The sequence below is a fragment of the Enhydrobacter sp. genome, assembly GCF_030246845.1.
GTDB lineage: Bacteria > Pseudomonadota > Alphaproteobacteria > Reyranellales > Reyranellaceae > Reyranella.
On sequence record NZ_CP126889.1, the window covers coordinates 4,696,821 to 4,715,013 of the forward strand.

Sequence of the window (18,193 nt, forward strand, 5' to 3'; positions counted from 1 at the left end):
ATGGATATCGCGGCGATCATGGCATGTGCGCCGGTGATTCCGGTGCTCACGATCGACCGGGTCGTGGATGCGGTTCCGTTGGCGCGGGCCCTCGTCAAGGGCGGGCTGCCCGTGCTGGAGATCACCTTGCGCACGGCAGCCGCATTCGAGGCGTTGAAGGTGATTGCCGCCGATGTGCCCGACGCGATCGTCGGGGCCGGCACGGTCCTGGAGGAGGGTCAGCTCGATCGGGTCCGGGCGGCAGGCGCGCGCTTCGGTGTCAGCCCAGGCTGCACGCCAGCCCTGGCGGCCGCAGCGGGGAAGAGCGGGTTGCCCTTCCTGCCGGGCGCGCAGACGGTGTCGGAGGCGCTGACCCTTGCCGAGCAGGGCTTTCGCATCCTGAAGTTCTTTCCGGCCGGTTCGGCCGGCGGCGCCGGCTGGCTGAAAGCGGTGGCAGCGCCGCTGCCCGATATCCGGTTCTGCCCGACCGGCGGCATCGATCAGGAAAACGCAGCGGCTTATCTCGCCCTGCCGAACGTGGCTTGTGTCGGCGGCTCGTGGGTGGCGCCTCGTGCCGCGATGGCCGCCGGGCAATGGGACGCAATCGAACGGTTGGCCGCGGCGGCGGCCAGGCTCAAGCGGGGGCCGGCGCACCCTTGAGTGCCGCCAGAACCTCGGCCCGGCGCGGAATGGGCGTGACCGCGCCATAGCCTTGCGTCGAAAGTGCGGCCGCGACATTGGCATATCTTGCGGCGCTCTCCAGATCATCGCCCGCCAGGAGGCGTGCCAGGAATGCGCCGTCGAACGTGTCGCCGGCACCGGTGGCATCGACCGGGATCACGGGATGGGGCGCGAGGCGGAGCCGCTCGTGCGCCGTGGCGATCAGGCAGCCTTCGCCCGCCATCTTCAGAGCCACCAGCCGTGCACCGAGCCCGAGATAGAAATCGACGATGGCGTCGGGCGCCTCGAGGCCGGTGAGCTGCCGCGAATCGTCGAGGCTCGGCAGAACGATGTCGCAGCGGGCGGCGGTGGCGTCGATTGTGCGGCGCGCCGTGTCGAGATCCCAAAGCCGCAGGCGCAGGTTCGTGTCGTAGGAGATCTTGACGCCGGCGGCTTGCGCGGCGGCGATGGCCGCATCGCTGGTCGCGCGCGCACTCTCGCTGATCGCCTGGCCGATGGCGGACAGATGGAGAAAGCGCGCGCCGGCAATGTAGTCGGCCGGCAAGGTCTCGGGCTGCATCAGCGATGCCGCCGAGTTCTTGCGCAGGTAGTCGAACTTGTGCCCCGCCGCGGTGTGGGTGACGAAGCTCACGCCGGTCGGCGCGTCAGGGTGGCGGCTCACCCTCGAAGCATCGACGCCTTCGCCTTTCCAGAGTTCCAGGAAGGCGTCGCCCATCCAGTCCTGGCCGAGGCTGGTGATATAGCCCGCGGAGGCGCCCTGGCGTGCGGCGGCAATCGCCACGTTCTGGGAGTCGCCGCCGAAGCCCTGAATCCAGGTGCGGCCATCACCCTCGCGCGGCCGGTTGAATTCGATCAAAGGCTCGCCGAGGCAGACGATGGAAGGGGAGGTGGACATGCCGCCCGAGGTTACCCATGTCGTTGGATGGCACTCAAGGATGTTGCGCTATCGACAGGGAGGTCTCCATGGCAGAAGACCAGGCCAAGCCCGCCGGGCCCAACCTGACGCAGGGAATTCCTCTCGCCGATCTCGCCGACGGCGCCATGCTGGTCGGCCATGTCGGCGACGAGGAGGTCTTGCTCGCCCGGCAAGGCCGGGAAGTGTTCGCCGTCGGGGCCCATTGCACGCACTACCATGGGCCGCTGGCCGAGGGGCTTGTCGTCGACGGCACGGTACGCTGTCCCTGGCATCATGCCTGCTTCAGCCTGCGCACCGGCGAGGCGGTGCGTGCCCCGGCCTTGAACCCGCTCGACTGCTGGTCCGTGCAGCAACGCGACGGCAAGATCTTCGTGACGGAGAAGAAGCCTGCCTCCAGGCCTGCCCCGCGAGCGGGGACGGCGGAACCACCGGGGCGGATCGTCATCGTGGGCGGCGGGGCAGCCGGCTTTGCCGCCGCCGAGATGCTGAGGCGGCGGCAGTACCAGGGCAGCATCGTCATGCTGAGCGACGACGATGCGGCCCCCGTCGACAGGCCGAACCTTTCCAAGGATTATCTGGCCGGAAACGCTCCCGAGGAGTGGGTGCCCCTGCGGTCGGATGATTACTACGCCGAGAACGCGATCGACCTCCGGCTGCGGATCAATGTCACCGGCATCGATCCGCGCAGGCGAGAGGTTCAGCTCTCCGACGGCGGCAGCGTACCGTACGACCGGCTGCTTCTGGCGAGCGGCGCCGAGCCGATCCGCCTGAACATTCCCGGCGCCGGCGAACCGCATGTCCATACCTTGCGCTCGCTCGCGGACAGTCGGGCCATCATCGAGCGGGCCAAGGTCGCGCATCGCGCGGTCGTGATCGGCGCGAGTTTCATCGGCCTCGAGGTCGCGGCGGCGCTGCGGGCACGGAAGATCGAGGTCCATGTCGTGGCCCCGGAGAAGCGGCCGATGGAGCGGATTCTGGGACCCGATATGGGTGATCTCGTGCGCCGCCTGCACGAGGAGAATGGCGTCGTCTTCCATCTCGAGGACGCCCCGGTGGCGATCGACGGCAAGCGCGTCCGACTGAAAGGCGGCGCGGCACTCGAGGCGGATCTCGTGGTGATGGGCGTGGGCGTCCGCCCGCGCATCGAGCTTGCCGAGAAAGCGGGTCTGGCGATCGACCGTGGCGTCGTCGTGAATGCCTTCCTCGAGACGAGCGCGCCCGGCGTCTTTGCCGCCGGCGACATCGTCCGCTGGCCGGACGCCCACGGCGGCGAGGCGATCCGTGTCGAGCACTGGGTGGTGGCCGAGCGGCAAGGGCAGACCGCCGTGCTGAACATGCTGGGGCAGCGCGAGGAATTCGACGCCGTCCCCTTCTTCTGGAGCCAGCACTACGACATGCCCATCAACTATCTCGGCCATGCCGAGCGCTGGGACGAGCTCGCGGTCGATGGCGATATCGCCGGCAAGGACTGTCTCGTGCGCTACAAGTCGAAGGGGCGCACGCTCGCCGTCGCCTCGATCTTTCGCGACATCGCGAGCCTGCGGGAGGAAGTGGCGCTGGAACGCACCCGGGCGGCGCCATCGGCTTGATCTTCGACCTCCGATCTCGCACGCTCGTTGCCCGGGATCGGAGGAAACGAATGACCGCCAGCAAGAAGAGCAACGGACAACGACGCCTGCGCAGTCGCGAATGGTTCGACGCGCCCGGCGATCCGACAATGGCCGCGCTCTATCTCGAGCGGTACATGAATTTCGGCCTGACGCTTTCCGAGCTGCACAGCGGCCGGCCTATCATCGGCATCGCCCAGACCGGCAGCGACCTCTCGCCCTGCAACCGGCATCACATCGAACTGGCGCACCGGGTGCGGGACGGCATCCGCGACGCGGGTGGCATCCCGATCGAGTTCCCGGTCCATCCCATCCAGGAGACGGGCAAGCGGCCGACCGCGGCGCTCGACCGCAACCTCGCCTATCTCAGCCTCGTCGAATGCCTTTACGGCTACTTCTTCGACGGCGTCGTGCTGACGACCGGCTGCGACAAGACCACGCCGGCCATGATCATGGGCGCGGCGACCGTCAACATTCCGGCCATCGTGCTCTCCGGCGGGCCGATGCTGGACGGCCATTTCGCCGGCGGCCTCGCGGGCTCCGGCACCATCGTCTGGTATGCCCGCCAGGAGCTCGCCGCCGGCCGCATCGACCTGCAGAAGTTTCTCGAGTGGGTGGCGGGCAGCGCACCCAGCGTCGGGCACTGCAACACCATGGGCACGGCGCTGTCGATGAACAGCATGGCGGAGGCGCTCGGCATGTCGCTGCCGGGCTGCGCCGCCATCCCCGGTCCCTATCGCGAGCGCGGACAGATTGCCTACGAGACCGGCAAGCGCATCGTCGACATGGTCTGGGAAGATCTGAAACCGTCGGACATCCTGACGCGCAAAGCCTTCGAGAACGCCATCGTCGCCGCGAGCGCGCTCGGCGCCTCGACCAACTGTCCGCCGCATGTGAACGCGATCGCGCGCCATGTCGGCGTGAAGCTCGCCAACGACGACTGGGATCGCATCGGCTACGACATCCCGCTGCTGGTGAACTGCATGCCGGCCGGCAAGTATCTCGGCGAGGCGTTCCATCGCGCGGGCGGCGTGCCGTCGGTGATGGCCGAGCTGCTGCGCAAGAACAAGATCCACGGCGATGCCGTAACCGTCACCGGCAAGACCATGGCGGAGAACGTGAAGAAGGCGCCGGCACCGGATGGCGAGGTCATCAAGTCGTACGACAAGCCGATGCTCGACCAGGCGGGCTTTGCCGTCCTGTCGGGCAACTTGTTCGATTCGGCGATCATGAAGACGTCGGTGATCTCGGCGGAATTCCGCAAGAAATATCTGGAGCGTCCGGGCGACAAGGACGCCTTCGAAGGCACCGCCATCGTGTTCGAAGGGCCGGAGGATTATCACCATCGGATCAACAATCCCGAGTTGCCGATCGACGAGAACAGCATCCTGTTCATCCGCAACGTGGGCCCGGTGGGTTATCCGGGCGCCGCGGAGGTCGTGAACATGCTGCCGCCGGATCGGTTGGTGAAGGGCGGCATCCTTCTGCTGCCATGCGTGGGCGACGGTCGGCAGAGCGGCACGTCGGCGAGCCCGTCGATCCTGAATGCCTCGCCGGAAGCGGCTGTCGGCGGCGGTCTCGCGCTGCTCAGGACGGGCGACAAGGTCCGTGTCGATATCGGCAAGCGCACCGCCAACATCCTGGTCAGCGACGCCGAGCTGGCGAAACGCAAGGCGGCGTGGAGGCCCAATATCAAGGAGAGCCAGACGCCCTGGCAGGAGCTGCAGCGCAAGTTCGTCGGGCAGCTTGCCAGCGGAGCCTGTCTCGACTTCGCCGTCGACTTCCAGCGCATCGCCCAGACCAAAGGTGTACCGCGGCACTCGCACTAGCGGTCAGCGGAACAGGCGTTGCTCGACGGTTATCGGAAGGTCGACGCGATCGAGGAGGACGATGGCCCAGGGAGAGGTGGGAGGTCCGACCGGCCGCGCCGGCGCCGATGGAAGGCTGGCAACCCCTTGCGGCACGAAGGCGGCGGCGCCTCCGGGGGCGAAAGACGGGCCGGCGGCGACCGGATGCGGAGCGGGTGGCGTACGCTCGGCCATCATCACGTCGTCCGGCGCGCGCTCCTCGAAGATCAGCATGAACCGGTCGCGGCGGCGGCCGGCCGACAGGATGTTCACCGAGTAGCCAGGCCCGGCGCGTTGTCCCAGAAAAATGCCGACGGCGCTCATGCGGCCCGGCTCGAACACGTCGGGCGCCGCCCTGCCGACGCGGCTCCAGAGGCTCCGCCATTCGGCCATGGTGCTGGCGAAGACCTGCGCCGGCTGGCGCGTCAGTGCCGCAGTTCCGGTCCACTGGCGGACGGTTTGCGCTGCAGCTATCCCGCACAAACCGATCAGCGCCGCCGCAACCAGCGTTCCGACACGCAGCGAACGGGCCGCAAGGAAGCGCCGCAGCAATGGTCGGACCGACTTGTCGCTGAACTGCACGAGTGACGCCTCGTCCCAAACCTACTCGATTTACCCGAGCCCCAAACCACCACGACAGTTTGGCTCAAATGAGGCGTCACCGGCGGCGCCGATTGGAGCTGGCGGACGATTTTGGATCGGTGATGCGGAAAAGACACACCGCCAGTCTGTATCAATCGTAGGCGGTTAGCTGCGCTTGGCCTTGTCGGCCGTATTGGTGGCCTGGATTTGCTCGCGAATACGGCGCCAGTCGTCCTCGCTGTAGGACAGCATGTGCGAGAAGGTGCCGTTGCCCATGATGCCCATGCCGCCGTCGATGGCGATCACCTCGCCGTTGATATAGGCGACCTCGTCGCTCATGAGGAAGGCGGCCATGTTCGCCAGTTCGCTTGGCCGGCCGACGCGACCCATCGGGTTGCGCGCCTTGTAGCGAGCATCGTCATCCTCCTTCATCGGGTTGAGCCGCGCCCACGCGCCTTCGGTGGGGAAGGGACCGGGCGCGATGGCGTTGAGGCGAATGCCGTAATGGCCCCACTCGACTGCAAGGCTTTGCGTCATCACGGCGACGCCTGCCTTCGACATGGCCGACGGCACGACGAACGGGCTGCCCGTCCAGACCCAGGTTGTGAGGATACTGACCACGCTCGCCTTGCGCTTCTCGGCAATCCAGCGCTTGCCGCAGGCATTGGTCACATAGAACGTGCCGTGCAGCACGATGTTGGCGACCGCGTCGAAGGCGCGCGGACTGAGGTCCTTGGTCTGCGCGATGAAGTTTCCGGCAGCATTGTTGACCAGTCCATCGAGAGGTCCGCCGGTCCAGATCCGGTCGATCATCTCCTCGACGGCCGCGGCGACCCGGATGTCGACGACATGCGTCTCGACCCGCCGGCCCGGATGTTTGGCCATGACCTCCCGGGCCGTCTCTTCCAGCACCGCTCCGCGCCGGCCGCAAATCACGCAGTCCGCGCCGAGCTCGAGGAAGCGTTCCATCATGATGCGACCCAGCCCGGTCCCGCCGCCGGTCACCAGAAAGCGCCTTCCCTGGAAGAGGTCTGATCTGAACACCGTACCGTCCTTTCACTTCAGTCGGTCTGTCGTAACGTGGCCACCCCGAGAGGCACAAGGGCTGTTGCACCCCTTTGCGGGACTGCTAGGATTTCCGCCATAACAACAAGGGATCGTTGAATGACGACCCAACAGGGAGAAGTAGGCGGGGACGTCGGTTCGGTTGAGCTGCGTGGTCGAGTGAAGTGGTTCAACGCCGTCAAGGGGTACGGCTTCCTGGCCCTCGACGGTGACAACAGCGACGCGTTCCTGCATGTGACCACACTGCGACAGTCCGGGCACGAGGATCTCAAACCCGGAGCGACGGTCGTGTGCGCCGGCGTGCGCGGCCCGAAGGGCTGGCAGGTCATGAAGGTCCTCGACGTCGACCAATCGACGGCGGTCGCCGTCGCGCCGAAGCCGCCCGCGGTGCCGGACGGCATTGCCATGGGCGACTACATCACCGCTCTGGTCAAATGGTACAACAACGAGCGCGGCTACGGCTTCGTGACGCGCGAAGCGGAGGAGGGCGACATCTTCATCCATGCGGCCGTCCTGCGCCGCCATGGCATGGAATCGCTCACGCCCGGCCAGAAGGTGATGGTGCGCATCGTGGAGGGACAGAAGGGCCTGCAGGTCGCCGAGATCAGGGCGGCTTGACCACGACCCTGGCTGACGCGCAGTAAGATGTCATGGCGTTTCGATTCGGCTCGCGTCGGCTTGGGCGGCGCTTCTTTTTCGCTGTCCCCGTCATGCTGGCGGCGAGCGTTGCCTGCAGCCAGGACGGCGAGATCAAGTACGAGCGCTCGTCGCTGGTCATCGTCACCCGATCGCGCGAGATAAAGTTCGACGTCGAGATGGCGCTCACCGAACCGCAGCGCGAGCACGGGCTGATGTTCCGCAAGCAGATGGGCCCCTACGAGGGGATGCTGTTCGACTTCTACCACGAGCAGAAGGTCAGCTTCTGGATGAAGAACACGCTGATCCCGCTCGACATGCTGTTCATCGCCGGAGACGGTACCATCCGGCACATCTACGCCAACGCCAAGCCACTCTCGACCGACACCATTCCCAGCGAGTATCCCGTCCGTGCCGTTCTCGAGATCAATGGCGGCACGGCGGCCCTGCTCGGCATCAAGCCGGGCGACAAGGTCAGGCATCCGATCTTCGGCAACGCGTAACGGGCGACCTCACCGTTTCAGCGCGCAAGTCATGCCGTCACCGACCGCAAGCAGAGCGAGGTCGATCCGCTCGTCGGTCCTCAGCTTGGCGTTGAGCGCGCGGATGGCTTTCGTGTCGTCGTCGTTGTCGGCGAGGTTGGCGACGGAGCCGCCCCACAGGACATTGTCGATCAGGACGAGACCGCCGCGCCGCATCAGCCTGAGGCAGCGTTCGTAGTAGGCGTCGTACTGTTCCTTGTCGGCATCGATGAAGGCGAGATCGAGCTGGCCGGCGAGACCTTGCGCTAGAAGCCAGTCGAGCGTCTTCAGCGCCGGGCCGATCGTGAGCTCGATGCGCTTGTCGAGCCCGGCCTCCTTCCAGTAGCGGCGGGCGATCGACGTCCATTCCGTGCTGACATCGCAGCACCAGAGCTTGCCATCCTCGGGCAGCGTCTCGGCAATGCAGAGCGACGAATAGCCGGTGAAGGTACCGACCTCGATTGCCCGCCGCGCGCCGATCGCGCGGGCGAGGATGCCGATCTGCTGCCCCTGGTGGGCGGAAATCTGCATGCCCGCGCGCGGCATTTTTGCCGTCTCCTCGCGCAGGCGGCGCTTCAGCGGACTCTCGCGCAGCCAGTTGTCATCGACGTAGTCGGCGAGCGCACCGCCGACATTTGCCCAGCTTTTCATCGTCTCTCCTGTTGGCGGGGCGAGCCGCTCTCGCTACGGTCGCGCCCCCCGAAGGTGAGGAGCGTAATGTCGGATATCGAGATCGCGCGGCGCGCAATCAAGAAGCCCATTTCGGAAGTCGCCAGGCGGCTGGATATCCCGGAGGAGGCCCTCGAACCATACGGCCGCCACAAGGCCAAGCTCGACGCAGCTTTCCTGAAGTCGCTGGCGGATCGCAAGCCCGGCAAGCTCGTCCTGGTGACGGCTATCAATCCGACCAAGGCGGGCGAGGGCAAGACGACAACGACGATCGGGCTCGGCGACGCGCTGAACCTGCTGGGCAAGAAGACCGCCGTCGTCCTGCGCGAGCCGAGCCTCGGCCCCTGTTTCGGCCAGAAAGGCGGCGCGACCGGCGGCGGCCGCGCTCAGATCGTGCCGATGGACGACATCAACCTGCATTTCACGGGCGACTTCCATGCCGTCACCACGGCGCACAATCTGCTCGCGGCGATGCTCGACAACCATCTTCACTGGGGCAACGCGCTCGGCATCGACAGCCGCCGCGTGTTCTGGCCGCGCGTGCTCGACATGAACGACCGCGCCCTGCGCAGCATGGTCGTGAGCCTGGGCGGCGTGGCCAACGGTTTCCCCCGCGAGGCGCGGTTCGACATCACGACCGCTTCAGAGGTGATGGCGATCCTCTGCCTCGCGCGCGACCTCGACGATCTCGAGAAGCGGCTGGCTCGAATCGTGGTCGCCGAGACTCGCGACGGCAAGCCTGTCACGGCCGGCGACCTGAAGGCGTCGTCCGCCATGGCCGCGCTGCTCAAGGATGCGGTGAAGCCCAATCTCGTGCAGACGCTCGAGAACAACCCGGTCCTGGTTCATGGCGGACCGTTCGCCAATATTGCGCACGGCTGCAACTCGGTGGTCGCCACGCGCGCCGGCCTTGCCTTGGCCGACTATGTCGTCACCGAGGCGGGCTTCGGCGCCGATCTCGGGGCGGAGAAGTTCCTCGACATCAAATGCCGGCAGGCCGGCCTCGTGCCCGAGCTGGCCGTCGTCGTGGCGACGGTACGGGCCCTGAAGCTCCATGGCGGTGCGGAGGAAAAGACGCTCGACGACGAGGATGTCGATGCGGTCGCGCGCGGACTTCCGAACCTGCTGCGCCATGTGGAGAATCTCGGCAAATACGGCTTGCCGGTGCTGATCGCCATCAACCGATTCCCCAGCGACACGCCGGCCGAGATCAAGGCGGTCGAGGCCAAGTGCCGCGCTGCTGGCACCGAGGCCCATCTTTGCGAGCATTGGAGCCGGGGTGGCGAGGGGACCGTCGCCTTGGCCAAGGCAGTCGTCAAGACGCTCGATGCGGGCGAGAGCCGCTACCGGCCGCTCTATGCCGACGATCTCTCCCTTGGCGCCAAGATCGAGACGATCGCACGCGAGATCTATCGGGCGGACAAGGTTGCCATCGCCCCGGCAGCGAAACGGCGACTTGCTGCGCTCGAAGCGGCCGGCTATGGCATGCTGCCGGTCTGCATCGCCAAGACGCAATACAGCTTCTCGGCTGATCCCGCGCTGCGCGGCGCGCCGACCGGGCACGCGCTTCCCATTCGCGAAGTGCGCCTCTCTGCGGGAGCGGGTTTCGTCGTCGCGATGGCCGGCGAGATCCTCAGCATGCCGGGCCTGCCGCGCAAGCCCGCCGCCGAGCATATCGGCCTCACCGTCGACGGCGATGTCGACGGCCTGTCCTAGCGGGACACGCCGGTGCAATTGTCGGCACTGGCTGTCAGTTCATTGGAGCCTGACGGCGTACTTCTTCAGATCCTCCAGCGAGACGATGTGCAGTGTGAGCGCGTGGGTGGCTTCGAGCACCACCTGCGGGGCGCTGCCGGCGTCGAGCGCCTCCTTCCAGCGCGCCGCGCAAAGGCACCAGCGGTCGCCGGGCTTGAGCCCGGCGAAGCCATACTCGGGCATCGGCGTGCCGAGGTCGTTGCCGTGCGCCTTCGAGAAAGCCAGGAACTCCGCCGTCATGACCGCGCAAACCGTATGCAGGCCGGCATCCTCGCGGCCGGTGTTGCAGCAGCCGTCACGGTAGAAGCCTGTCAGAGGGGCGGCCGAGCAGGGCAGTAGCGGGCCGCCCAGGACGTTGAGGGAAGGGGCGCGGCCGCGGCCGCCGTCTTCGGGCGTTTGGTCGAACATGGCCGCAGTCTACCACCCGGAAATTGCGCTTTCGACCCGGCGCGGCCGCTGATAAAAGCGCTGCGCCGTCAAGTGCTTGTGGCGCGGGGCGTAGCGCAGTCTGGTAGCGCGTCTGCCTTGGGCGCAGAAGGTCGTCGGTTCAAATCCGGCCGCCCCGACCACGTGTCCGCGCGACGGAACGGCAAGGAGATGAGGGTTCATGAAGGTACGCATCCTGAAGCCAGCCAAGAGCGCCATGCAGTCCGGGCAGGCGAACACCAAGGAATGGGTGCTGGAGAGCGAGCCTTCGCCGAAGGAGATCGACCCCCTGATGGGGTGGACCAGCTCGCGCGACACCATGCAGCAGATCCAGATCTGGTTTCCGACCCTCGAGGAGGCGAAGGCGCATGCCGAGCGCAACGGCTGGCAGTATTCGGTCGAATTGCCGCGCAGCCATACCGTCCGTCCCAAGGCCTATGCCGACAACTTCGCCTTCACCAGGGTGGGGCGCTGGACGCATTGAGGCCGATTGCCCCTCGCTCTCGGGCCATTGCCAAGAGCAAGTCGGTCTCGTGCTATTCTTCGGTCACGACCCCGTAGCTCAACAGGATAGAGCACCTGCCTTCTAAGCAGGATGTTGCGTGTTCGAGTCACGCCGGGGTCGCCACCTGCCTGCGGGACGAGGAACGAAATCGATGTCGCTGCGCGCCGTGAGGGTCCGCAATCTCCTTTTGCTGCTGGCGATCTTCGCGACCATCGTGGTGGCCGGCTGCTGGGACAATCGCCGCACCATGCAGCGCGTCATGGAGGAAGGCTACCCGGTCCTCCTCGAGATTACGGGCGCGCAGCATCAGCGCCTCGCGCCGTTCGCCCTCGACGGCTGGCGGCCGCGTTTCGTCGAGCAGAGCCTGTCGGTCGATGTCAAATGGCAGGGCCGGGACGGCAAGCAGCATGTCTTCCGCAAGGTGCCCGTCACCGATACTTTTGCCGGCACCATTGTCCAGGGCGAGCAGGTCAGGTTGGCGGTCGTGCCGGGCAAGGCGCTGGACGACCCGCACGCAGTGCCGGTGATCAATGCCGATGCCGTTGGGCGCCTGGCCTCTCTCCAGGAATGGACCGGGGCGTCGGCGCTTGCCGCCGTCGCCGCCTGGCTGGGCTTCGGCATCTCCAGCCTTTGGCTCGCCAGGGGCAGGCTCGCTCGTTCCACAGCCGCCGGTGCGGCCGCTGCCTTTCCGCTGCGGCGGACCTCGTTCGGCTTCGTCGCGCTTCTCCTCGGCGTCGCCCTGACCTTCCGCGCCTGGTCCGTGCAGGAAGCAACGTCCGCAGTGGCGGGTGCGGTGGAGACGACAGCCGAGATCACGTCCGCCACGACCGTGCCAGCAGCGGCCAGCGGGCAGACCCATGTCCTCCAGCTTTCCTGGACAGACGCCCAAGGCCGCGTCCGCCATGCAGGTCCGGTCCCGGTGAGCGATCGCTTCTGGAGCAAGATCACCCAAAACGGCCAACTTGTGGTGCACCGGACGCCCATCCGATACTCGGACGAGGGGCTGGGGGCCCGGCCGGTGCTGGTCGACGATCCACCGGCGCGATCCTGGCGGATCGAGGCCGCCCTAGGGATCGGCATCGTCCTGATGGTCGTCGGGTCGGGCTGCCTGTTTTCGGCTGCAAGAGCGGTCAAGCGAGCCACTACCGGCCAAGCTCACTGAAAATGCAAGGCTGGCTCCCAAAAAGTGAATGCGAAGCATTCGCATCTTCTGTATTTAGGTGCTAATGATTTGCAGTCGCCGGCGTGAATTGACCGGGCGACCACCACTTGGGGGACCTTCGTGAAGCGTCATCTTCCGGTCAAAACGGCCTTGATGGGCCTGCTCGTAACGCCTGTTGCCTTCTCCCACGAGGCGGCGGCGCAACAGCCGTCAACGCCGGCCGAGCCGCCGCCAGCCCCGCCGGCCGAGACCAAGCCGGCTGCTCCGGCCGGCGCCCCGGTCACGATGCAGACCACCACGGTGACGGGGGCTCGCCCCAGCGACGACTTTGCTCCGCCGGCATCGTCGCTCGAACGGGTTGGCGGCGACATTCACGACATTCCGCAGTCGATCACCGTGATCAACAAGGCCCTGATGCAGTCGACCGGCGCCACATCCTTCGCGGCCGCCGTGAGCAAGGTGCCGGGTGTCACGATCGGCGCGGCGGAAGGCGGCCAGATCGGCAACAACATCACCTTGAACGGCTTCACCGCGCGGACCGATCTTTACATCGACGGCATGCGCGATCCCGCCCAGTACTACCGTGACGTCTTCGCGCTCGACGAGATCGAGGTCCTGATGGGGCCGTCCTCGATGCTGTTCGGCCGCGGCTCGACCGGCGGCGTCATCAACCAGGTGCTGAAGAAGCCCTCGCTCCGCAAGAGCACCGAGGTGAGCGGCTCGGTCACGACCAACGGTCTGGTGCGCGGCACGGCGGACGTCAACCTGCCGACCGGCGAAAGCTCGGCGCTTCGCGTGCCGATGATGTTCCAGGTCGGCAAGGTCTCGACGCGCGACCAGACCGAAGTGCTCGATTTCGGCTTCGCGCCTTCCTACAAGTTCGGCATCGGCACACCGACCGAGGTGACGCTGTATGCGCTGCTGCAGCGCAATCACGACCATGCGGACTATGGCCTGCCGCCGCTCAACGGCCTCCCGGCCGACGTCAACCTCAACAACGCCTACGGCTTCTCGAGCGACTATACCGACCAGAGCATCGCCATGGTCGGCGCCACGATCGAGCACAAGTTCAACAAGGACGTGAAGCTCCGCCACCAGACGCAGTTCAACTACGTCGACACCAACGTCGTCGAGACGGCGCCGCAGTCGATCGGCACGGTGAATGCCGCCGGCGTCTATACGCCCGTCGCATCCTACCCCGGGGCCGCCCAGAACCTGCTGGTTCGCCAGCAGAGCCATGATCGCAACATCACCGACATCACCTTCAACAGCCAGACCGAGCTTCACGCCAAGGTCGACACCGGGCCGCTCAAGCACGATCTGCTCGCCGGCTTCGATCTCGGCTACGAAAGCTACAAGAACCAGGCCTATTCCCGCAGCGGCACGTGCAACGGGCAGGCGATGGGGACGGGTTTCGTCGGCTGCACGTCGCTGCTCTATCCGTCGGGTGGAGACAGTCCGCCCGTGCCGGAAGTGGCCGGCAATCTCGCCACCTCGCAGGCAAAGGCGTTCGGCGTCTATTTCAACGACACGCTGCAGATCATTCCGCAGCTCAAGCTGGTCGGCGGCGTGCGCTACGACGTCTATTGGGCCCAGATCGGCAATTCGATCGCGAGCAGCAGGGCGGTGCCATACAGCGAGCAGACGGATACCTTCACCAGCGTCCGCACCGGCATCATCTTCCAGCCGACGCGCGAGCAGACCTACTATTTCTCTTACAGTACGTCGTTCAATCCGTCGCTCGAGCAACTGACGAGCACCACGGGCGACCAGACGCTGCCGCCGGAGAGCAACGAGTCGCTCGAGGCCGGCATGAAGTTCGACCTGTTCAACGACAGCCTGTCGCTGACCGGCGCCATCTTCCAGGTCACCAAGCAGAACGCCCGCGTCGCCAACGGCGACGGGACATTCACGGCCAACGGGACGACGAGGGTGAAGGGCGTGCGCGCCGGCGTCGCCGGCCGGATCACCGACGAATGGCAGGTGTTCGGCGGTTACACCTATCTGGATGCCCGGGTCATCGATGGTGGCGCGCTGACCGGCACGGTGCCGCCCAATACGCCGCGCGATGCCGCCACTCTGTGGACGACCTACACCTTCAACCACAAGTACGAGATCGGAGGGGGGCCGACCTATCTCGGCGCCCGCTATGTCAACACGCAGAACACGACCTATGTGCCGGAGTTCGTGCGCTTCGACGCGACGGCCGCGTACAAGGCCGAGACCTACGATATTCGCCTGAATGTCTTCAACCTCTTCAACGTCAAGTACTACGATCAGCTCATCCCGTCCGACGGCGGCCGCGCCGTGCCGGGTTCGGGCATCACGGCCATGCTGACGCTGAACTATCGACTGTAGCGGCGCCACCGCCCATGTTGGTCTGCATACCCAACGTCCTCGACGCCGGGCAGCTCGTGAGTCTGCGCGAACGCCTCGACCGTGCGGCCGAGGCGTGGGTCGACGGCCGCGTGACGGCCGGCTATCAGGGCGCTCCGGTAAAGTTCAACCAGCAAATCGAGGAGCGCTCGGAAGTGGCGCTGGCCTGCCAGCGCATCGTGGTCTCGGCGATCGAGCGCAATCCCGTCTTCATCAGTGCGGTGCTGCCGAACATGGTCTATCCGCCGATGTTCAATCGCTATGGCGAGGGCATGAAGTTCGGGCCACATGTCGATGGCAGCGTGCGCATCAATCCCTACGACGGCCGCAAGATCAGGACCGACGTCTCGGCGACCCTCTTCCTCACCGATCCGGCGGACTACGAGGGCGGCGAGCTGCAGATCGAGGACACCCACGGCCGCCACAGTGTCAAGCTGGCCGCAGGCGACATGGTCGTCTATCCCGCCACCACGCTCCATCAGGTGGCGCCGATCACGCGCGGCGTGCGAACCTCCTGCTTCTTCTGGGTGCAGAGCCTGATCCGCGACGGCGCCCAGCGGGCGATGCTCTACGAGATGGACGGAGCGATCCAGCGCCTGAACCAGACGAATGCGGACGAAACCGCACGTCGATCGCTGATCGGCTGCTACCACAACCTCGTGCGCGAATGGAGCGAGACCTGACGACCGACGCCGCTGTCACGAAAGCGGCCCGGCCGCGTATCAATCGCCGGCTGGCATTCGTGCGCTGGGTGCGTCGCACGCACGGCTGGTTCGGCCTGTGGGGCGCCCTGCTTGGCCTGATCTTTGGCGCAAGCGGCATCTGGCTCAATCACCGCGCCGTGCTGAAGCTGCAGCTTCCGGCACAGAAGACGATGAATGGCGAGCTTGCATTGCCCGATCCGCGCCCACGAACGCCGGATGCGATGGCGGCGTGGCTGCAGGAGGCGTTGCGGCTCGGCCGACCCGCCAACAATTCGCGCATCGAGCGGGCCCGCCCCGTGCCATGGGCCGAGCGGACCGCGACAGGTGAGGGCGGCCGGCGGCCGCTCATGCAACCCGAACGCTGGAACTTCAACTTCGGCGGCCCGAACCACGTCGTCCAGGTCGAATATTGGGTGGGTAACGGATCGGTGCGTGTGCGGACGGTGGAGAACGGCTTCTTCGCGACCCTCACCAACCTCCACAAGGGGGTCGGGATGCCGGTCCCCTGGATCCTGCTGGTCGACACGCTGGCGGGAAGTCTGCTCTTCCTGTCGCTGAGCGGGCTCGTCCTGTGGTGGGAGACGAATCGTCGCCGCCGTCTTGGCATTGCCATTTTCGGCGTGTCAGTGGTCGCCACCCTCGGCCTGGCGCTCTGGCCGTTGCAATCCTGACGCTATGCAATGACCCCGGCACCTTCCGCTTCGCGCGCGCCAACGAGCCCAGGTCGGGACGGCGCGCCCAGTCGGCCCGAGCTGCTGTCGCCGGCCGCGCGGGCGGGATTGCTGGCGCTTGTCGTCTTTTTCCATGTGGGCGGCGGCTGGGCGCTGACCTTGATCGATCCGCCGCCGATCGTGGTGGGCGACGCACCGCCCATGGAGGTCCGCATGGTTTCGGCGGAAGCGCCGCCGCAGCCGCAGATCGATGTTCCCCTGCCCGAGGACACTCCGCCGCCGGAACTGGAGCCGGAGCTCGAGTCGATGGTCCAACCGCCGCCGCCCGATCTTCCGCCGCCGGCCTTTCCGATTCACAAGCCGCCGCCGAAGCCCAAGCCACAGCCAAAGCCTCAAGTGGCCAAGCCCCATCCGCCCCAGCCGCATCCGCCGAAGGAGGCGGAAACCGCGCCAAGCCCGCAGCAAGCGACGCCCGGTCCGACACGGCCGGCCACGCCGAAGACGGTCGGCGCCTCGCAGGTGAGCTTTCTCGTGAAGCCCAATCCGGTCTACCCGGCGCGCTCGCGCCGCAACAACGAGCAGGGTGTGGCGACGATCCGCGTGCTGATCGACACCACCGGCCGGCCGAGCCGCGTCTCGCTCGAAAGATCATCGGGCCATCCGGCGCTCGACCAGTCCGCGCTGAGCGCGGTTCGCGCCGCGCAGTTCCGGCCGTACAGCGAAGGCGGCGTGCCGCAGCCGGTCTGGGTTCTCGTGCCGATCAAATTCGTGTTGCAGTAGAAAAAGGTGAAGTATGGGTGACACACAGGCCTTGGGCTTTGCCCACTTCCTCACACAGTCCGACCTGGTCATCCGGGTCTTGCTCGTGATCCTGGTCGTGATGTCGGCGATCTCCTGGTACCTCATCGTCATGAAGGGCATCAGCCAGATCGTGCGCACGAACCGCAGCCGGAAGTTCCTGAACTTCTTCTGGAGCGCCACCTCGCTCGAGGCGGTTCAGAACGAGCTCAGCGTGCACGGCGTGCAAGAGCCGTTCGGCCATCTCACGGCGCATTCGCTGCATGCCCAGGCGCATCACGAGAAGTTCGGCGCGGCCAAGCTCGAGGAGGCGGGCAGCCAGCAGGAATTCCTCACCCGCACCATCAAGAAGGTGCTCGACGAGGAGACGACGGCGCTCGATAACGGCCTCACCGTCCTCGCCACGATCGGGGCGACGGCGCCTTTCGTCGGGCTGTTCGGCACGGTTTGGGGCGTCTACCACGCCCTGGTCGCGATCGGCATGAGCGGGTCGGGCATGCTCGACAAGGTGGCGGGGCCGGTCGGCGAGGCGCTGATCATGACCGGCATCGGCCTTGCCGTCGCGCTGCCGGCGGTCATGGGCTACAACTGGCTCACCCGTTCCAATCGTGTTCTGACCGCGAAGCTCGATGCCTTTGCCTTCGAGCTGCTGACCTTCCTGTCGATGGGTCGCGCCCTGCAGACCTCGGCCCAGGGCCGCGCCACACCGAAGCCGGGCAGCGTGTCGCTGTCGGCCGTCAACTAAGGCAGGAGGGACATCATGGCGTTCGGCAGTCTCGACCGCAAATCAGCCTCGCAGCCCATGGCCGAGATCAACATGGTGCCGTTGATCGACGTCGTGCTGGTTCTGCTTGTGATCTTCATCGTTACGGCGCCGCTTCTCACCAACGCGGTGAAGCTCGACCTGCCCAAGGCGACATCCAATGCGGACGTGCACAAGCCCGACAAGGTCGAGTTCGCGATCGACGCGGCAGGAGGCCTGTTCTGGAACGGTGAACGGCTGACGCGCGAGGAGGCGGCTGGGCGCTTCGTCGAGGAGGGCAAGAAACGGCCGCAGCCCGAGATCTACCTGCGCGCGGACCAGAGCGTGCCCTATCGCTACGTGGCCGAGATGCTCGCCGACGCATCGAAGGCAGGCCTCAGCAAGGTGGCGTTCGTCAGCGAACCGGTGAAGTAGCCAGCGGAGGCCAATGGTGAGGATCTTGATGTTGCCCGGACTGACAGGCTGGTTAATCTAGGCGGCGGCAAGTTAACCTCGCATTCTTGACAGGCCCCCGAACGCATGGGCCGATG

General features: G+C 66.3%; 19 protein-coding genes and 2 tRNA genes. 16 read left to right on the forward strand and 5 right to left on the reverse strand.

What is annotated here, in order from left to right:
* Positions 1 to 639 carry a bifunctional 4-hydroxy-2-oxoglutarate aldolase/2-dehydro-3-deoxy-phosphogluconate aldolase gene (gene eda / locus OJF58_RS23430; RefSeq protein ID WP_300780273.1) on the forward strand — a complete coding sequence of 213 codons (639 nt, stop codon included), beginning with the start codon at positions 1 to 3 and terminating at the stop codon, positions 637 to 639.
* Here the strand turns inward: eda and OJF58_RS23435 are convergent.
* Entirely contained in the window at positions 614 to 1,555 is a 942-nt protein-coding gene (locus OJF58_RS23435) for a sugar kinase (protein ID WP_300780274.1), read from the reverse strand. The two genes, eda and OJF58_RS23435, sit on opposite strands and share 26 nt — an antisense overlap.
* 68 nt (positions 1,556 to 1,623) lie before the next feature.
* Between OJF58_RS23435 and OJF58_RS23440 the strand changes: the two genes are divergently transcribed.
* Positions 1,624 to 3,165 (forward strand): FAD-dependent oxidoreductase, encoded by a 1,542-nt coding sequence (locus OJF58_RS23440; protein ID WP_300780275.1) that lies wholly within the window; start codon positions 1,624 to 1,626, stop codon positions 3,163 to 3,165.
* A 50-nt stretch (positions 3,166 to 3,215) separates the two neighbouring features.
* The gene (locus OJF58_RS23445; RefSeq protein WP_300780276.1) at positions 3,216 to 5,012 is read left to right on the forward strand and encodes an IlvD/Edd family dehydratase; all 1,797 of its coding nucleotides are present in this window, start codon (positions 3,216 to 3,218) and stop codon (positions 5,010 to 5,012) included.
* Between the two features lie 3 nt (positions 5,013 to 5,015).
* Here the strand turns inward: OJF58_RS23445 and OJF58_RS23450 are convergent, their stop codons facing one another.
* Together OJF58_RS23450 and OJF58_RS23455 are read right to left on the reverse strand one after the other, a co-directional pair.
* The gene (locus tag OJF58_RS23450) at positions 5,016 to 5,612 is read right to left on the reverse strand and encodes a hypothetical protein (RefSeq protein ID WP_300780277.1); all 597 of its coding nucleotides are present in this window, start codon (positions 5,610 to 5,612) and stop codon (positions 5,016 to 5,018) included.
* Positions 5,613 to 5,777: 165 nt separating this feature from the next.
* Positions 5,778 to 6,656, reverse strand: a complete 879-nt coding sequence (locus OJF58_RS23455; RefSeq protein WP_300780278.1) for an SDR family oxidoreductase — start codon at positions 6,654 to 6,656, stop codon at positions 5,778 to 5,780.
* A gap of 180 nt (positions 6,657 to 6,836) precedes the next feature.
* Between OJF58_RS23455 and OJF58_RS23460 the strand changes: the two genes are divergently transcribed.
* Together OJF58_RS23460 and OJF58_RS23465 are read left to right on the forward strand one after the other, a co-directional pair.
* The gene (locus OJF58_RS23460) at positions 6,837 to 7,295 is read left to right on the forward strand and encodes a cold-shock protein (protein ID WP_300780279.1); all 459 of its coding nucleotides are present in this window, start codon (positions 6,837 to 6,839) and stop codon (positions 7,293 to 7,295) included.
* Positions 7,296 to 7,327: 32 nt separating this feature from the next.
* Complete coding sequence (locus tag OJF58_RS23465) at positions 7,328 to 7,816, forward strand: DUF192 domain-containing protein (protein WP_300780280.1); 489 nt, start codon at positions 7,328 to 7,330, stop codon at positions 7,814 to 7,816.
* A 9-nt stretch (positions 7,817 to 7,825) separates the two neighbouring features.
* Here OJF58_RS23465 and OJF58_RS23470 read toward each other — a convergent pair whose 3' ends face one another.
* The gene (locus OJF58_RS23470) at positions 7,826 to 8,485 is read right to left on the reverse strand and encodes a class I SAM-dependent methyltransferase (protein WP_300780282.1); all 660 of its coding nucleotides are present in this window, start codon (positions 8,483 to 8,485) and stop codon (positions 7,826 to 7,828) included.
* 66 nt (positions 8,486 to 8,551) lie between these two features.
* Here OJF58_RS23470 and OJF58_RS23475 point away from each other — a divergent pair, with 66 nt between their 5' ends.
* Positions 8,552 to 10,219: a formate--tetrahydrofolate ligase gene (locus tag OJF58_RS23475; protein WP_300780284.1), complete on the forward strand. Its 1,668-nt coding sequence runs from the start codon at positions 8,552 to 8,554 to the stop codon at positions 10,217 to 10,219.
* Between the two features lie 39 nt (positions 10,220 to 10,258).
* Here the strand turns inward: OJF58_RS23475 and OJF58_RS23480 are convergent, their stop codons facing one another.
* The gene (locus OJF58_RS23480; RefSeq protein WP_300780285.1) at positions 10,259 to 10,666 is read right to left on the reverse strand and encodes a DUF2237 domain-containing protein; all 408 of its coding nucleotides are present in this window, start codon (positions 10,664 to 10,666) and stop codon (positions 10,259 to 10,261) included.
* A gap of 84 nt (positions 10,667 to 10,750) precedes the next feature.
* Here OJF58_RS23480 and OJF58_RS23485 point away from each other — a divergent pair.
* The 10 genes from OJF58_RS23485 (at position 10,751) to OJF58_RS23530 (ending at position 18,077) form a co-directional block, all read left to right on the forward strand.
* Positions 10,751 to 10,827, forward strand: a tRNA-Pro gene (locus tag OJF58_RS23485).
* A gap of 38 nt (positions 10,828 to 10,865) precedes the next feature.
* Positions 10,866 to 11,168: an ETC complex I subunit gene (locus OJF58_RS23490; RefSeq protein WP_300780286.1), complete on the forward strand. Its 303-nt coding sequence runs from the start codon at positions 10,866 to 10,868 to the stop codon at positions 11,166 to 11,168.
* Positions 11,169 to 11,235: 67 nt separating this feature from the next.
* Positions 11,236 to 11,312 (forward strand) — tRNA-Arg (locus OJF58_RS23495).
* Between the two features lie 28 nt (positions 11,313 to 11,340).
* Positions 11,341 to 12,351: a hypothetical protein gene (locus OJF58_RS23500; protein WP_300780287.1), complete on the forward strand. Its 1,011-nt coding sequence runs from the start codon at positions 11,341 to 11,343 to the stop codon at positions 12,349 to 12,351.
* Positions 12,352 to 12,471: 120 nt separating this feature from the next.
* Entirely contained in the window at positions 12,472 to 14,709 is a 2,238-nt protein-coding gene (locus tag OJF58_RS23505) for a TonB-dependent siderophore receptor (RefSeq protein WP_300780288.1), read from the forward strand.
* Between the two features lie 14 nt (positions 14,710 to 14,723).
* The gene (locus tag OJF58_RS23510; protein ID WP_300780289.1) at positions 14,724 to 15,410 is read left to right on the forward strand and encodes a Fe2+-dependent dioxygenase; all 687 of its coding nucleotides are present in this window, start codon (positions 14,724 to 14,726) and stop codon (positions 15,408 to 15,410) included.
* Positions 15,395 to 16,102 (forward strand): PepSY-associated TM helix domain-containing protein, encoded by a 708-nt coding sequence (locus OJF58_RS23515; RefSeq protein ID WP_300780290.1) that lies wholly within the window; start codon positions 15,395 to 15,397, stop codon positions 16,100 to 16,102. The genes OJF58_RS23510 and OJF58_RS23515 overlap by 16 nt, the downstream gene beginning before the upstream one ends.
* A gap of 9 nt (positions 16,103 to 16,111) precedes the next feature.
* Positions 16,112 to 16,882 carry an energy transducer TonB gene (locus OJF58_RS23520; protein WP_300780291.1) on the forward strand — a complete coding sequence of 257 codons (771 nt, stop codon included), beginning with the start codon at positions 16,112 to 16,114 and terminating at the stop codon, positions 16,880 to 16,882.
* Positions 16,883 to 16,895: 13 nt separating this feature from the next.
* A complete protein-coding gene (locus OJF58_RS23525; protein WP_300780293.1) occupies positions 16,896 to 17,645 on the forward strand; it encodes a MotA/TolQ/ExbB proton channel family protein in 750 nt (249 codons plus the stop codon).
* 15 nt (positions 17,646 to 17,660) lie between these two features.
* Positions 17,661 to 18,077, forward strand: a complete 417-nt coding sequence (locus tag OJF58_RS23530) for a biopolymer transporter ExbD (protein ID WP_300780294.1) — start codon at positions 17,661 to 17,663, stop codon at positions 18,075 to 18,077.
* The last annotated feature ends 116 nt before the right edge of the window (positions 18,078 to 18,193 follow it).

What these genes read in the sequence shown, in the direction of transcription:
- OJF58_RS23515 (WP_300780290.1), top strand. Translation starts at nt 15,395, where the DNA reads ATGGAGCGAGACCTGACGACCGACGCCGCTGTCACGAAAGCGGCCCGG.
- OJF58_RS23445 (WP_300780276.1), top strand. Translation starts at nt 3,216, where the DNA reads ATGACCGCCAGCAAGAAGAGCAACGGACAACGACGCCTGCGCAGTCGC.
- OJF58_RS23530 (WP_300780294.1), top strand. Translation starts at nt 17,661, where the DNA reads ATGGCGTTCGGCAGTCTCGACCGCAAATCAGCCTCGCAGCCCATGGCC.
- eda (WP_300780273.1), top strand. Translation starts at nt 1, where the DNA reads ATGGATATCGCGGCGATCATGGCATGTGCGCCGGTGATTCCGGTGCTC.
- OJF58_RS23510 (WP_300780289.1), top strand. Translation starts at nt 14,724, where the DNA reads ATGTTGGTCTGCATACCCAACGTCCTCGACGCCGGGCAGCTCGTGAGT.
- OJF58_RS23480 (WP_300780285.1), bottom strand. Translation starts at nt 10,666, where the DNA reads ATGTTCGACCAAACGCCCGAAGACGGCGGCCGCGGCCGCGCCCCTTCC.
- OJF58_RS23470 (WP_300780282.1), bottom strand. Translation starts at nt 8,485, where the DNA reads ATGAAAAGCTGGGCAAATGTCGGCGGTGCGCTCGCCGACTACGTCGAT.
- OJF58_RS23435 (WP_300780274.1), bottom strand. Translation starts at nt 1,555, where the DNA reads ATGTCCACCTCCCCTTCCATCGTCTGCCTCGGCGAGCCTTTGATCGAA.
- OJF58_RS23475 (WP_300780284.1), top strand. Translation starts at nt 8,552, where the DNA reads ATGTCGGATATCGAGATCGCGCGGCGCGCAATCAAGAAGCCCATTTCG.
- OJF58_RS23490 (WP_300780286.1), top strand. Translation starts at nt 10,866, where the DNA reads ATGAAGGTACGCATCCTGAAGCCAGCCAAGAGCGCCATGCAGTCCGGG.
- OJF58_RS23525 (WP_300780293.1), top strand. Translation starts at nt 16,896, where the DNA reads ATGGGTGACACACAGGCCTTGGGCTTTGCCCACTTCCTCACACAGTCC.
- OJF58_RS23500 (WP_300780287.1), top strand. Translation starts at nt 11,341, where the DNA reads ATGTCGCTGCGCGCCGTGAGGGTCCGCAATCTCCTTTTGCTGCTGGCG.
- OJF58_RS23520 (WP_300780291.1), top strand. Translation starts at nt 16,112, where the DNA reads ATGACCCCGGCACCTTCCGCTTCGCGCGCGCCAACGAGCCCAGGTCGG.
- OJF58_RS23465 (WP_300780280.1), top strand. Translation starts at nt 7,328, where the DNA reads ATGGCGTTTCGATTCGGCTCGCGTCGGCTTGGGCGGCGCTTCTTTTTC.
- OJF58_RS23440 (WP_300780275.1), top strand. Translation starts at nt 1,624, where the DNA reads ATGGCAGAAGACCAGGCCAAGCCCGCCGGGCCCAACCTGACGCAGGGA.